Raw genomic sequence first — 11,905 nt, forward strand, 5'->3', positions numbered from 1 at the left:
CCGCCACCGCCATCACCTCCATCACCGCCGCCGATGGTCGAGCCGGCCTATGCGTCCGAAGACGACGACTATGACGCCTTTGCGCACCGCGCGCCGTTCCGTCCGCGCCGCAATCCGGCGCGGCAATGGACGATGATCGCGATCGCCGCCGGGGTCGCGATGCTGATCGGGGTCGGCGCGCTGTTCTATTCTGACGTATCGGGTATCGCATCATGGCTCGGCATTCCGCTGACGCCGGCGGAAAGCCCGTTGAAGCTGGTCGCCAACAAACCCGATCGCCGTGACCTGGTCAGCGGCAGCCAATTGTTCGCGGTCAGCGGCAAGGTGGTCAACCCGACCGATCAGCGCCAGTCGGTCCCCGATATCCGCGCCGAGCTGCGCGACGCGCAGGAGCGAGTGGTCTATGGCTGGACCATCCGGCCCGAAGTGACGGTGCTGCCACCGCGCGGATCGGTCGAATTCAATAGCGCCAAGCTCGACGTACCGGTCAATTCGAAGAATCTGGCGCTCAGCTTTGCCGACGAAGCGCCGCGCTGATCATCCAGAAACGCGCGCCGTGCAATAAAGCCGCCGCGACCATCCCCAGGCCTGAGGCATAGACCAGCGCCATCGGCCCAAAGCCGTGATGGACCAGCCACCAGCCCGTGCCGCCGGTCACCAGGAAGAAGGCGATAATGCTGTTGACCCCGGCCACCACCTGATCGCCGAGCGAGCGCAGCGCATAGACGAGCACCACTTGCACGCCGTCGAACAGGATGAACGGCGCCCAGACCGGCAGCATTGCCAGCGCCAGCAGATGCACGTCGGCGACCGCCGGGAACAGCGCGACCAGCGGGGCGCGGGCGACGACCAGCATCAGCGCCATCAATCCGGTGGCGATTGCCGCTACCGCCACGGCGATCAGCGTGCGTGGGATCGCTTGCGCCGCATCGCCTTCGCCGACCGCATTGCCGGCTCGCACGCCGGCGGCCGATCCCAGTCCGAGGGCGACGCCGAAGGTGACGTTGTGAATCGAGAAGACGATCTGAAAGGCATGCGTCGTCACTTCGCCGAGTTGCGTCGATAGGGCGATCAGGATCGAAAAGCCGATCAGCTCCAATCCCGAAGCGATTGCCGGCACGATGCCGAACAGCGCCAGTCGCGCCGCGCCTGCCGGTATGCCGCGCCATGCCGCACGCGAGAGGTCATGCACGCCGCGTGCGGCGGCGCGCGGCAATGTCCACACCGCGCCGATCATCCCGAACGCACCAAAGGCCGACGCCATGGCTGTCGCAGCGGCTGCGCCGACTGCGCCCATCACCGGAAAGCCGAGATGTCCGCCCGACATCGCCCAGGCGAACAAGGCATTGAATGGCAGCATGATCAGGTTGATCGTCATCACCCGGCGCGGGCGGCTGACGCCTTCGAGGAAGAAGCTTGCCGCGACGATCACCATCTGGAACGGATAGGACAGCGCCATGACTTGCACGACGCGTGCCGCGGGGCCGACCAGCATATCGGCCACCCCCATGCCGGCGAGCATCGGCGCGGCGAACAGACCAAGCAGCAGCGCGCTGACCGATCCGAGCAGCAGCGCCAGCACCAGGCCCTCGCGGAGCACCTGGCCGGTGCGCTTCAGGTCGCCGGCGCCATCGGCACGCGAGACGAACACCAGGATGCCCGACAGCCAGGCAAGGCCGGTGACGATCGTGACGAAAGTCAGCGACCGGCTCGCGCCGAGTGCGGCGACTTCGTCAGTGCTGACCAGGCCGACCACCACGACATCGGTCAGGTGCAGGATCGTCCAGTTCAGGCTGGTCAGCGCGACCGGCCAGGCCAGCGCCAGGATTCGCCGCGTCTCGGCCGAAATGGTGAAAGGCGCAGGTGTCGGCATGGCGGCCCTGCTATAGCGTGCGCGGTGCCGGGGGAAGGGCGAGCATCCATGATGCGTTCCCCGGTTGCTATCTGTCGAAGTGCTTGCTAGGGGCGCTCCCCTACCAGCTGCCGGGCTTGTCCGGTGGTGTTTCACGTGCGGCCGTGGCGGAACTGGTAGACGCGCAACGTTGAGGTCGTTGTGGGCGAAAGCCCGTGGAAGTTCGAGTCTTCTCGGCCGCACCATTCACCATAAAGCTGTGATAAATGGGGAAATTTCGGAATAGGCCGGAATTCTCCCCCTCAGTGCGGGCGCAGCCGGCCGTCAATGGTCGCTTTCGCCGCCTTGGCGACATCTCCCGATCGTTGCCCGGTCGCGGAGTCGCGACATGATTGATCGCGTCGACACCGCGACATCCTATTCGCATGGCGGGGGCGAAGTTCTTGCCCGGCTTGATCCGAACAGCCTGGATATGACCAACCCGAACATCCACCCGGGCCGCACCCGATCCTCGCCTGCAAATCCACCATCCGTGATTCATTGCGGCCGGTGAACCCGCAGCGTACAGTAGCGTTATGCAACTCATGCACGGCGTCTGGCCGCGCTGCTGAAAGCCGCCCCCGCCCTTGTCCTTAGCTGTTCCCGTGTATCTCAATGCGATCGGCACCACGGTTCCGGGGCACGACATCCATCATGCGTTCATCGCCTGGGCGCGCGACCGGCTGACGGATCCGCGCAGCGCGAAGCTGTTCGACCGGATGGCAGCTCGCTCGGCGATCGGGCATCGCTGGTCGATCCTGCCGCCGACCGCTGGCGGTGGCTCACCGGTCGCCGCCGATGGTTTCTATGCCGATTCGATCCTGCCCGGCACCGCCGCACGGATGGCGATCTATGCCGAGGCGGCCCCGACGCTTGGGATCGCGGCGATCGAGGCGTTGCGCGATCAGGTCGCACCTGGCGAGATCACCCATTTCGTCGTCGCCAGCTGCACCGGCTTCGTAGCGCCGGGCATCGACCAGATCATCGCGCGACGGATTGGCCTGGCGCCATCGGTCGAGCGGCTGCTGATCGGTTTCATGGGCTGCTACGCTGCGGTGGCCGCGTTACGTACTGCACGGCATATCGTCCGCTCCGATCCCGCAGCGCGCGTGCTGGTGTTGTGCGTGGAGCTTTCCACGCTGCATTTGCAGGACGTGGCCGAGATCGAACCGTTGCTGGCGATGCTCCAGTTCGGCGATGGCGCGGCGGCGGGACTGGTGACGGCGGAGGCTGGCGGGTTCGTGCTGGGCGATCCGTTCGCCACCACCTTGCCCGATTCGGACGCGCTGATTCGCTGGGACATCACCGATCGCGGCTTCGCGATGCATTTGTCGGGCGAAGTCCCGGCGCGAATCGCCGCCGGCCTTGCCGATCCGGCTTTTGCCCAAGCCGCTACCGGCGGTCGCGACCCCGCCGAGATCGACGGCTGGGCGGTTCATGCCGGGGGCCGCTCGATCCTCGATGCGGTTGAAGGCGCCCTGCATTTGCCGGAAGAAGCACTGGCGGTATCGCGCGGCGTGCTGGCCGACAGCGGCAATATGTCCTCGGCCACCCTGATGTTCGTGCTTGCGCGATTGCTTGCCGGGCCGCCGGTCGCGGACGGTGTCGCGCTGGCCTTCGGGCCCGGCCTTGCCGCCGAGGGCTTCGGGTTCAGGAGCGCGACATGAGCCTCGCAGTCCGTGCCCAGGCCGAGGAGCTGATGGACGCCGAGGATCTTGACGCCGCCACCTATGCCGATGTCGTCGGCGACCTTGCCCGGGTCAATGTCGTGACGATGGCGGCGCGACCGACGCTTGATTTCCTCCGGCGCGGCACGAGGGGCATGACGCGCTTCCGCTTGCTCGATGTCGGCTTCGGCGATGGCGACATGCTTCGCCGGATCGCGCGCTGGGCGAAGCGGCGTGGCATTGCGGCCGAGCTGGTCGGCGTCGACCTCAACCCGCGCAGCGAGCTGGCTGCACGCGCCCATACATCGGCCGATCTGGGCATCCGCTATATCACCGGCGATTATGCCGATCATGCTGAAGGCTGGGATTTCGTGATCAGCAGCCTGGTCGCGCATCACATGACGCATGGCCAGCTGGTCGCCTTTCTCCGCTTCATGGAAGCGAAGGCGGCGCAGGGCTGGCACGTCAACGACCTTCACCGCCATGGTTTCGCGCATTGGGGCTTCCCGATCCTCGCCACCATCGCGCGCTGGCATCCGATCGTGCGTCATGACGGGCAATTGTCGATCGCGCGGTCTTATCGGCCCGGCGAATGGCTGCCGATTCTTGCCGAAGCCGGCATTGCGGACGCGCGGGTGATGCGCGTCTTCCCCTTCCGGCTATGCGTCGAACGCCTGCGCTGATCGTTGGCGGCGGGCCTGCCGGGGCCAGCGCCGCGATCGTGCTGGCGCGCGCCGGACTGCCGCACCTGCTGATCGAGCGCAGCCGCGAGACGGGCGACGCCTTGTGCGGTGGGTTCCTGAGCTGGCGGACGCTCGACTCGCTGGCAAGCCTCGGTATCGATCCGCAAGCGCTTGGCCCGGCGCGGGTGACGCGTGTGCGGCTATTGGCGGGCGACAAGGTGGTTGAGGCACCGCTTCCCCGGCCCGCTCATGCCGTGTCGCGGCATCACCTCGACACGCTGCTGCTCGCCCGCGCTGCTGCGGCTGGCGCGGCGATCGAGCGCGGCGTGACGGTGAAGGCGATCGAAAGTCGCGCCGCGCGACTTGCCGATGGGACGCAAATCGCCGCCGATGCACTGTTCCTGGCCAGCGGCAAGCATGACATTCGCGGTCTTGCCCGCCCCGAATCGGCGCGTGGGGCCGATCCGACGCTTGGGCTGCGCGTCCGGCTCGGCCCCTCGTCGGCGCTCGACCGGATGATCGGCGATGCGATCGAGCTGCACCTGTTCGACCGCGGCTATGCCGGGGTGGTGCTGCAGGAAGACGGTACTGCGAATTTGTGCATGGCGGTGCATCGCTCGCGCCTGACCGAGGCGGGCGGCCCGGATCTCCTGCTTGACGCACTCGGGCGCGAGGTGCCGGGACTGGGCGAGCGGCTTGCCTGGCGCGTAAAGGGCCCGGCCGACGCCGTCGCCAATATTCCCTATGGCTGGCGCGCACGGCAAGGCGAGGCCGGCCTGTTCCGGCTTGGCGATCAGGCTGGCGTCATTCCGTCACTCGCCGGCGAAGGCATGGGCATTGCCATCGCCAGCGGCATCCGCGCCGCGACCGGCTATGCAGCGGGCGGCGCATCCGCCGCGACGGCGTTTCAAACGCGGCTCGCGCGCGATCTCGCCCGGCCGATCGGGCTGGCCGGATTGATTCGCGATGGAGCTGAATCACCACGTATCGCCCGGGCGGTCTTGCCGATCGCGCGCATCGCCCCAATTATGATCGAGATCGTCGCCCGACTCACCCGGATCGGTCATGCTCGCGCCGAACCGCGTTTCACCACAGCCAAAGGTTGACCCGATGGATCATCTGACCCTGTCCGAAGGCGAGTGGCGCAAGAAGCTGTCAGCCGAACAATATCATGTGCTGCGCGAAGCCGGGACCGAGCCAGCCTTTTCGGGACGTTATGATCACAACAAGGCGGACGGGGTGTATCGCTGCGCCGGATGCGCCATGCCGCTGTTCGACAGCGCGGACAAATATGATTCGGGCTCGGGCTGGCCGAGCTTCACCCGGCCGGCCGCCGCCGGACGCGTCACCGAACATGGCGATGTCAGCCACGGCATGACTCGCGTCGAGGCACGCTGTTCGAAATGCGACGGACATCTCGGCCATGTCTTCCCCGACGGTCCGCCGCCGACGGGCCTGCGCTATTGCATCAATTCACTGAGCCTGGACTTCAAGCCGCGCGCCGACGCCTAACGTCCATCGGGGCCGAAATTCAGTCGCCGCGTCACATTATAGTCGAGCACCGCCATCACGAAATACGCCGCCGCCTGCTTGACCCGCATCCAGGGGCTGGTGCGCGCCTTGTAGAGCGCGGTCGTGATCGCTTCGGATTCGGCGATCTCTCCATCGACATAGGCGCGGGCATGCGCGGCAAAGGCGGCATCGTCGATGCGTAGCATGATCTCCAGGTTCAGGAACATGCTGCGAATGTCGAAATTCGCTGATCCGACATAGGTCACATTATCGATCACGAAGAGCTTGGTGTGCAGCTTGGTGGTCAGATATTCGTAGATTCGCACGCGCTTGCGCAACAGTCCGGCATAAGTGAAGCGCGACGCCCAGATCGAGGCGCCATGGTCATTCTTCGACGGCAGCACGATGCGTACCTGCCCGCGCTTGCCGATCCGATCGAGCCGGGAGAGCATCGCCGGATTGGGTGCGAAATAGCCTGCGATCAGGTCGAAACGCGACGCCTCGCGCATGTCGTGCCGTACCGTGCGTGCCCAGGGCGAAAGCTGGCGAGTGGGTCCGCCGAGCAGCCAGCGCGCCGTGCCGTGCGGCTCGCTCCACACAGTGAGCATGCGGCGCAGGCGGCGCATCGAGGCCTTGGGCTGCTTCGCCCAGGCCGACAGCGCATCGAAATAGCCCGCGAGGCGAGTCGCCGCCGGCCCCTCGACCAGCAGCCCCAGGTCACGCCAGGCCTGTTCGGCGGGCGTACCGAAATAGCTGTCCTGAATATTGAACCCGCCGATGATCACCCGCGCCCGCGGGCTCTCGGCATCGGCGAGTGCAAGCTTCTGGTGATTGCGCAGCAGATAGCGTCGACCCCAGCGCGGCACGAAACGGCATACCATGACGCCGGCTGCATCGAGCGGCGCGAAGAAATGGCGTTGCGCGGCATGTTCGCTGCCAAGGCCATCGACGATCAGCGATACAGCGACGCCGCGCGCCGCCGCGGCGATCAGCGCGTCGCGCACCCGCGCGCCTGCCGCATCATCGACATAGATGTAATAGAGTACCCTGAGCGTGTGCCGCGCGCCGTCGATCAGCGCGATCAGCGCTTCGATCCGTCGCGGCCCCGTATCGAGCATCGTCAGCCTGTTGCCATCGACGGTGAAGCTCGGTTGTTCGGGCGGGTCGATCATCATATCGGGTGATGACGGTCCCTTGCGTCGGGAGCAAGCCTGATTCCTTGACTCTGCGCTGATGGCACCCTAGATCGCGGCGCTTCACCTTATCGTCGTAAAACGAAGGAAAGCCGTTCATGGCGCGCGTCACTGTCGAAGATTGCGTCGACAAGATTTCCAACCGGTTCGATCTGGTTCTGTTCGCCGCACAACGTGCGCGCCAGATCTCGGGTGGTGCCGACCTCACGATCGATCGCGATCGCGACAAGAACCCGGTCGTCGCGCTGCGCGAGATCGCCGAGGAAACCGTCAAGCCACCGCATCTCGAAGAGGCGGTGATTTCGGGTCTGCAGCGCGTCCAGGTCGATGACGAGGACGAGGCGGATGCCGTCGGCAGCATCGCGGCATCGGCCGAGGCGCTTCGCCTCACCGCCGCCGCGCCGCCGCGCAACCAGAATCTGGGCGCCGATTACGAGGGCTGAGCCTTCGCGATCCGGCTCCACGACCAAAGAGCCCGGGATGCGAATCCCGGGCTTTTTTGTGCCTGGCGCAAAGCCTCCCCGCGCCGCTTGGCGCAAAGCCCCCTCGCGCCGTTCGGCGCAAAGCCCCCTCGCGCCGTTCGGCGCAAAGCCCCCCGCGCCGTTCGGCGCAAAGCCCGATGACGGATGCGTGCGAAGCCGTTACAGCGGGCGGCATGAACCGTCCTGCTTTGTCCGTCGTCATTCCCTGCTACAATGAAGAGGCCTGCCTCGACTTGCTTCATGCGCGCGTGTCGGCCGCGGCGCGGGCGGCGGTGGGTGACGATTACGAACTCGTCTTCATCAATGACGGTTCGAAGGATGCGAGCTGGCCGACGATGCAACGGCTGGCTGCCGCCGATCCGCACCTCGTTGCGATCAACCTGTCGCGCAATCATGGCCATCAACTCGCGCTGACCGCGGGACTCGATTTGTGCGCCGGTGCGCAGATCCTGATCATCGATGCCGATCTGCAGGACCCGCCCGAATTGCTGGTCGAGATGCGCGCGACGATGATCGCCCAGGATGCTGACGTGGTCTATGCCGTGCGCCGCAAACGTGAAGGCGAGACGATCTTCAAGAAACTGACCGCCGCGTTATTCTATCGCATGCTCGACCGGCTGACCGACACGCCGATCCCGCTCGACACCGGCGATTTCCGGCTGATGAGCCGGCGTGCGCTCGACGCGTTTCTCTCGCTGCCCGAACAGGCGCGCTTCATTCGCGGCATGGTCGCCTGGATCGGCTTTCGCCAGGTGCCCTTCCTCTACGACCGGGCCGAGCGCCATGCCGGCGAAACCAATTACCCGTTCGGCAAGATGGTCCGGCTCGCCTTCGACGCGGTGACGGGCTTCTCGACCGCACCGCTGCGCTTCGCCAGCCATGTCGGCCTCGCGCTGACCGGCCTGTCGCTGCTGCTGTTCGTGTATATCGCGATCGGTTTCATCTCGGGCAGCGCGGTGCAGGGCTGGACCTCGACCATGCTGGTGGTGGTGCTGCTTGGCGCGGTGCAGATGTTCGTGCTTGGCATGATCGGCGAATATCTCGGCAGGCTCTATGTCGAATCGAAACGTCGCCCGCTCTATCTCGTGTCCGATATCGCCGGACCGGTGCAGGGCACCGCCACGCTAGGCTATCGTGCCGAGCCGCGTGCCGCCGCGCTGCCGCCGGGGCCAGTCGAGGCTTTGGTCTCGCCGGGTGCCGCCAGCCGCGCGACGCCGGCCAAGCCGCGCGTGCGCAAGCCGCGGGTCAAGTCCGTGGCGACGCGAGAGTGATGATCGACACGCCGGGCGTCATCGGTACGCGCCCGACCAGATGACGTTCCAGTCGGAAGATTGCCTCGAACAATGAATTGACCGGCTTGGGCGGCGGCGAATCGTCGCTGTCGTCGCGCCCCGTCATCCGCCCGGCCAGCCGCGCGGCGGCGGCGAGCGGGAAAAGCAACGAGTTGAAATAGCCAAGCTTGCGCGGCTCCAGCCCCGCCATGCGGATCGCCGCGATCAGCGTCCCCTTGGAATAGCGCCGGTGATGATGGTTCACCACGTCATGCGCGCTCCACAGCCATTGATGCGCGGGCACGGTGATCAGGATCTTGCCGCCGGGTTTCAGGCATGTCGCCATCGCCTGCAGCGCCGCGACATCGTCCTCGATATGCTCGACCACATCGAGCACCGCGATCAGGTCGTATGCGCCGCGTTCGACCCCGGGCAGGATCGGCAAGGGCGCCGCGCTCACGTCACGGCCGAGCCGGAGGCTGGCGATGTCGCGCGCGGCAGGGTCGATCTCGATCGCGTCGACGCTGCCGAAACGCGCCAGCATCGGCAGATTATGTCCGGTGCCGCAGCCGATCTCCAGGATGCGCGCATCGTCGGGTAGATTGCCCTCTCGAGTCAGATAATCGGCCAGGATGTCGCGGCGCGCACGGTACCACCAATGGGTGGAGTCATGCGCCGCCATGCGGTCGTAAACGATGCGATCCATATCAGCCGAATACCCATTGGCGATTGAGGGCGAAAGTCGCGAAGGGCGTGATCAGCACGACCGGGATCAGCGGCACCCAGGCGGGCTGGTGCAGCGGCCCGGTCAGCACCCAGGTGAACAGCGCGTTGAGCGCGAGGCCGAAGCCCTGCACGACGAGGAACTTCAGATGCTGGCGTCCGCTCGTGTCACGCGTGCCATGGCCCTTGAAGCTCCAGGCGCTGTGCAGGAAGAAACCCGCCGTCACTGCGACGGCAAAGGCGAACGGCACGGCGAACACCGCCTGGTTGTGCGGGAACACCCAGGTCGCGAGCGGCAGATAGACTGCCGAATAGATGACGGTCGAAATCCCCCCGGCGATGCCGAAGCGGATCAGCTGACCGAGCATGCCACTCGAACGCCACATCTCGAAACGTCTGATAATTGCCGTCACGCCACCTTGCCCTTTACGCGCGCCGCAGTAGAGCGCGAGTCAAGGTGAGGGAAGCATTTTGAGCGACACATCCAAATCCTCCATTGAGTTGCGAGACGAAATCGACCGCAACTGGATGCGGCTGACCCTGATCGCCTGGATCGTGATCCTCGCTTATTTCGTCTTCGACCGCTGGAATTCGATCCACTGGCTGTCGCTTGGCGACACCGACGACAATATGCGGCTGATGCAGGTGCGCGCGCTGCTTGACGGGCAGGGCTGGTATGATCTGCGGCAGTACCGGCTCAATCCGCCGGGCGGCTTCGATATTCACTGGAGCCGTATCGTCGATCTGCCGATTGCCGCGCTGATTCTGATCCTGCGCCCGTTCGTCGGCGTGGCGGAGGCCGAGAAGCTGGCATGTGGTATCGCGCCGCTCCTGCCATTGAGCCTGGCGATGATCGGGCTTGCCGCGACCGCGCGGCGGCTGGTCAGCCCGGTCGCCTGGCCGTTGGCGATCGTCTTCCTGCTTGGCTGCACCGCGACGATGCTGATGTTCATGCCCGACCGCATCGACCATCATGGCTGGCAGCTTGCCATGCTCAGCTTGACCGTGGCCGGCCTTGCCGACCCCAAAAAGGGGCGCGGCGGGGCGATCGTCGGCGTGGCGAGCGCGGTGTCGCTCAATATCGGCCTCGAACTGCTGCCCTATGCGGCGATGGCGGGTGCGATCATCGCCTTGCGCTGGGTGTGGGATCGGACCGAGGCGGCACGGCTCAGCGTCTATGGCCTGACGCTCGCCGGTGGCTGCGGGATCGGGTTCGTACTGTTCGCATCGAACGCCAATCAGGTGCTGCGCTGCGATGCGCTGACCCCGGTATGGCTGAGCGTGATGGTGGTTGGCGGCGGCTTGCTGTTCCTGCTCGCTCGGCTGAGCCCGGAGCAGCGCTGGACGCGGTTTGCGCTTGCCGTCGTGGCGGGCGTGGCGATCGCGGTCGGATTCGCGCTGCTCTTCCCGCAATGCCTCGGGCGCCCCGAACAGGTTTCGCCCGAGCTGGCGCATGCCTGGCTCGACAATGTCCGTGAGGCGCGACCGATCTACAAGCATCCGTTCCGCATGGCCTTCCCGATCGTCACCTTGCCGGTGATCGGCATCATCGGCGCGGCGATCGCGACCTGGCGGGCGCGCAACGATATCAGCATCAACGGCTGGGTGCCGGTGCTGATGTTCTCGATCTTTGCCGGGTTGATGCTGTTGTGGCAGACGCGCGCCGGCCCGGCCGCACAGCTGCTTGCCGTGCCCGGAGCGGTCGCGCTGGCCTGGATCATCCTTGGCTGGACCATGGGCCATGACCGGATGCTGGTGCGCGTGTTCGGAACGGTGATCGGCTTCATGGCGATCTCGGGCATGTTCGCGGGGTTCGCGATCAAATATCTGCCGATCGACCGGCCCAGCGCGCGGACCAATATCGTCAACCGCTCGACCGGCCTGTGCCTGACCGCTCCGGCGATGAAGTCGCTCGACCATTATCCGGCGCAGACCATCTTCACCTTTGTCGATCTCGGGCCGCGCCTGATCGTGACCACGCATCACAATGCGGTGGCCGGGCCCTATCATCGCAATGGCGATGCGATCCTCGACGTGCAGCACGCCTTTTCGCGCTCGGCGGAGAATTTCCGCGCCACCGCGAAGCGGCACGGCGCGACGCTGCTGCTGGTCTGCCCGAACATGGCGGAATCGACGGTGTACCGTGCGCGCAACCCGGGCGGCTTTTATGATCAGCTGGCCAATCGCAAGGTGCCGGCATGGCTCGAGCCGCTGCCGCTGCCCGCCAAATCGCCCTTCCGACTGTTTCGGATCCACTAGACGGCTGGAGCGCGATCCGTCACGCCGATGCTTCGAGATTTCCGCAAGGCTCTCACCCGGCGCGGCTCAAGGGCGATTATTTCGCATTAAGTATCTGATATATGATGAATTATATAGATAGTCGTCGAGGCGGCTGTGGAAAAAGAAACGTTACATACCGGTGTAACATATCTCCCCCCCGCGGTCTGGCGCCGGTGGCGATTCAACCATGACACAGGAACGGG

General features: G+C 65.7%; 12 protein-coding genes and 1 tRNA gene. 9 read left to right on the top strand and 4 right to left on the bottom strand.

What is annotated here, in order from left to right; translation table 11 throughout:
* The coding region (locus OO12_RS28405; RefSeq protein WP_235364652.1) for a DUF3426 domain-containing protein at positions 1-537 on the top strand (537 nt) is incomplete at its 5' end.
* Here the strand turns inward: OO12_RS28405 and OO12_RS01980 are convergent.
* Entirely contained in the window at positions 509-1,873 is a 1,365-nt protein-coding gene (locus tag OO12_RS01980) for an MATE family efflux transporter (RefSeq protein ID WP_034156964.1), read from the bottom strand. The two genes, OO12_RS28405 and OO12_RS01980, sit on opposite strands and share 29 nt — an antisense overlap.
* A gap of 137 nt (positions 1,874-2,010) precedes the next feature.
* Between OO12_RS01980 and OO12_RS01985 the strand changes: the two genes are divergently transcribed.
* The 5 genes from OO12_RS01985 (at position 2,011) to msrB (ending at position 5,753) form a co-directional block, all read left to right on the top strand.
* Positions 2,011-2,097: transfer RNA gene (locus tag OO12_RS01985), tRNA-Leu, on the top strand.
* Positions 2,098-2,496: 399 nt separating this feature from the next.
* Positions 2,497-3,558 carry a type III polyketide synthase gene (locus OO12_RS01990; protein WP_235364653.1) on the top strand — a complete coding sequence of 354 codons (1,062 nt, stop codon included), beginning with the start codon at positions 2,497-2,499 and terminating at the stop codon, positions 3,556-3,558.
* Positions 3,555-4,241: a methyltransferase domain-containing protein gene (locus OO12_RS01995; RefSeq protein WP_034156966.1), complete on the top strand. Its 687-nt coding sequence runs from the start codon at positions 3,555-3,557 to the stop codon at positions 4,239-4,241. Before OO12_RS01990 ends, OO12_RS01995 begins: the two co-directional genes overlap by 4 nt.
* A complete protein-coding gene (locus OO12_RS02000) occupies positions 4,220-5,347 on the top strand; it encodes an NAD(P)/FAD-dependent oxidoreductase (protein ID WP_034156967.1) in 1,128 nt (375 codons plus the stop codon). Before OO12_RS01995 ends, OO12_RS02000 begins: the two co-directional genes overlap by 22 nt.
* A 4-nt stretch (positions 5,348-5,351) precedes the next feature.
* A complete protein-coding gene (gene msrB / locus OO12_RS02005; RefSeq protein WP_034156968.1) occupies positions 5,352-5,753 on the top strand; it encodes a peptide-methionine (R)-S-oxide reductase MsrB in 402 nt (133 codons plus the stop codon).
* Here msrB and OO12_RS02010 read toward each other — a convergent pair.
* Complete coding sequence (locus OO12_RS02010; protein ID WP_034157004.1) at positions 5,750-6,925, bottom strand: phospholipase D-like domain-containing protein; 1,176 nt, start codon at positions 6,923-6,925, stop codon at positions 5,750-5,752. The genes msrB and OO12_RS02010 overlap by 4 nt on opposite strands.
* Positions 6,926-7,044: 119 nt before the next feature.
* Here OO12_RS02010 and rpoZ point away from each other — a divergent pair, with 119 nt between their 5' ends.
* Positions 7,045-7,389 carry a DNA-directed RNA polymerase subunit omega gene (gene rpoZ, locus OO12_RS02015; protein ID WP_034156969.1) on the top strand — a complete coding sequence of 115 codons (345 nt, stop codon included), beginning with the start codon at positions 7,045-7,047 and terminating at the stop codon, positions 7,387-7,389.
* Between the two features lie 212 nt (positions 7,390-7,601).
* Entirely contained in the window at positions 7,602-8,699 is a 1,098-nt protein-coding gene (locus tag OO12_RS02020; protein ID WP_052215430.1) for a glycosyltransferase family 2 protein, read from the top strand.
* Here OO12_RS02020 and OO12_RS02025 read toward each other — a convergent pair.
* Together OO12_RS02025 and OO12_RS02030 are read right to left on the bottom strand one after the other, a co-directional pair.
* Positions 8,674-9,405, bottom strand: a complete 732-nt coding sequence (locus OO12_RS02025; RefSeq protein ID WP_034156970.1) for a class I SAM-dependent methyltransferase — start codon at positions 9,403-9,405, stop codon at positions 8,674-8,676. The genes OO12_RS02020 and OO12_RS02025 overlap by 26 nt on opposite strands.
* 1 nt (position 9,406) lies before the next feature.
* On the bottom strand, positions 9,407-9,790 hold the full coding sequence (locus OO12_RS02030) for a GtrA family protein (RefSeq protein ID WP_034156971.1): 384 nt from the start codon (positions 9,788-9,790) through the stop codon (positions 9,407-9,409).
* 160 nt (positions 9,791-9,950) lie between these two features.
* Here OO12_RS02030 and OO12_RS02035 point away from each other — a divergent pair, with 160 nt between their 5' ends.
* Complete coding sequence (locus tag OO12_RS02035; protein WP_052215444.1) at positions 9,951-11,681, top strand: hypothetical protein; 1,731 nt, start codon at positions 9,951-9,953, stop codon at positions 11,679-11,681.
* The last annotated feature ends 224 nt before the right edge of the window (positions 11,682-11,905 follow it).

The organism is Sphingomonas sp. ERG5 (assembly GCF_000803065.1).
Lineage (GTDB): Bacteria > Pseudomonadota > Alphaproteobacteria > Sphingomonadales > Sphingomonadaceae > Sphingomonas.

Excerpts from the sequence above, each read along its gene's own strand:
- OO12_RS02025 (WP_034156970.1), bottom strand. The coding sequence starts at position 9,405 with ATGGATCGCATCGTTTACGACCGCATGGCGGCGCATGACTCCACCCAT.
- OO12_RS02000 (WP_034156967.1), top strand. The coding sequence starts at position 4,220 with ATGCGTCGAACGCCTGCGCTGATCGTTGGCGGCGGGCCTGCCGGGGCC.
- OO12_RS02020 (WP_052215430.1), top strand. The coding sequence starts at position 7,602 with ATGAACCGTCCTGCTTTGTCCGTCGTCATTCCCTGCTACAATGAAGAG.
- OO12_RS02010 (WP_034157004.1), bottom strand. The coding sequence starts at position 6,925 with ATGATCGACCCGCCCGAACAACCGAGCTTCACCGTCGATGGCAACAGG.
- rpoZ (WP_034156969.1), top strand. The coding sequence starts at position 7,045 with ATGGCGCGCGTCACTGTCGAAGATTGCGTCGACAAGATTTCCAACCGG.
- OO12_RS02035 (WP_052215444.1), top strand. The coding sequence starts at position 9,951 with ATGCGGCTGACCCTGATCGCCTGGATCGTGATCCTCGCTTATTTCGTC.
- OO12_RS01995 (WP_034156966.1), top strand. The coding sequence starts at position 3,555 with ATGAGCCTCGCAGTCCGTGCCCAGGCCGAGGAGCTGATGGACGCCGAG.
- OO12_RS02030 (WP_034156971.1), bottom strand. The coding sequence starts at position 9,790 with ATGCTCGGTCAGCTGATCCGCTTCGGCATCGCCGGGGGGATTTCGACC.
- OO12_RS01980 (WP_034156964.1), bottom strand. The coding sequence starts at position 1,873 with ATGCCGACACCTGCGCCTTTCACCATTTCGGCCGAGACGCGGCGAATC.
- msrB (WP_034156968.1), top strand. The coding sequence starts at position 5,352 with ATGGATCATCTGACCCTGTCCGAAGGCGAGTGGCGCAAGAAGCTGTCA.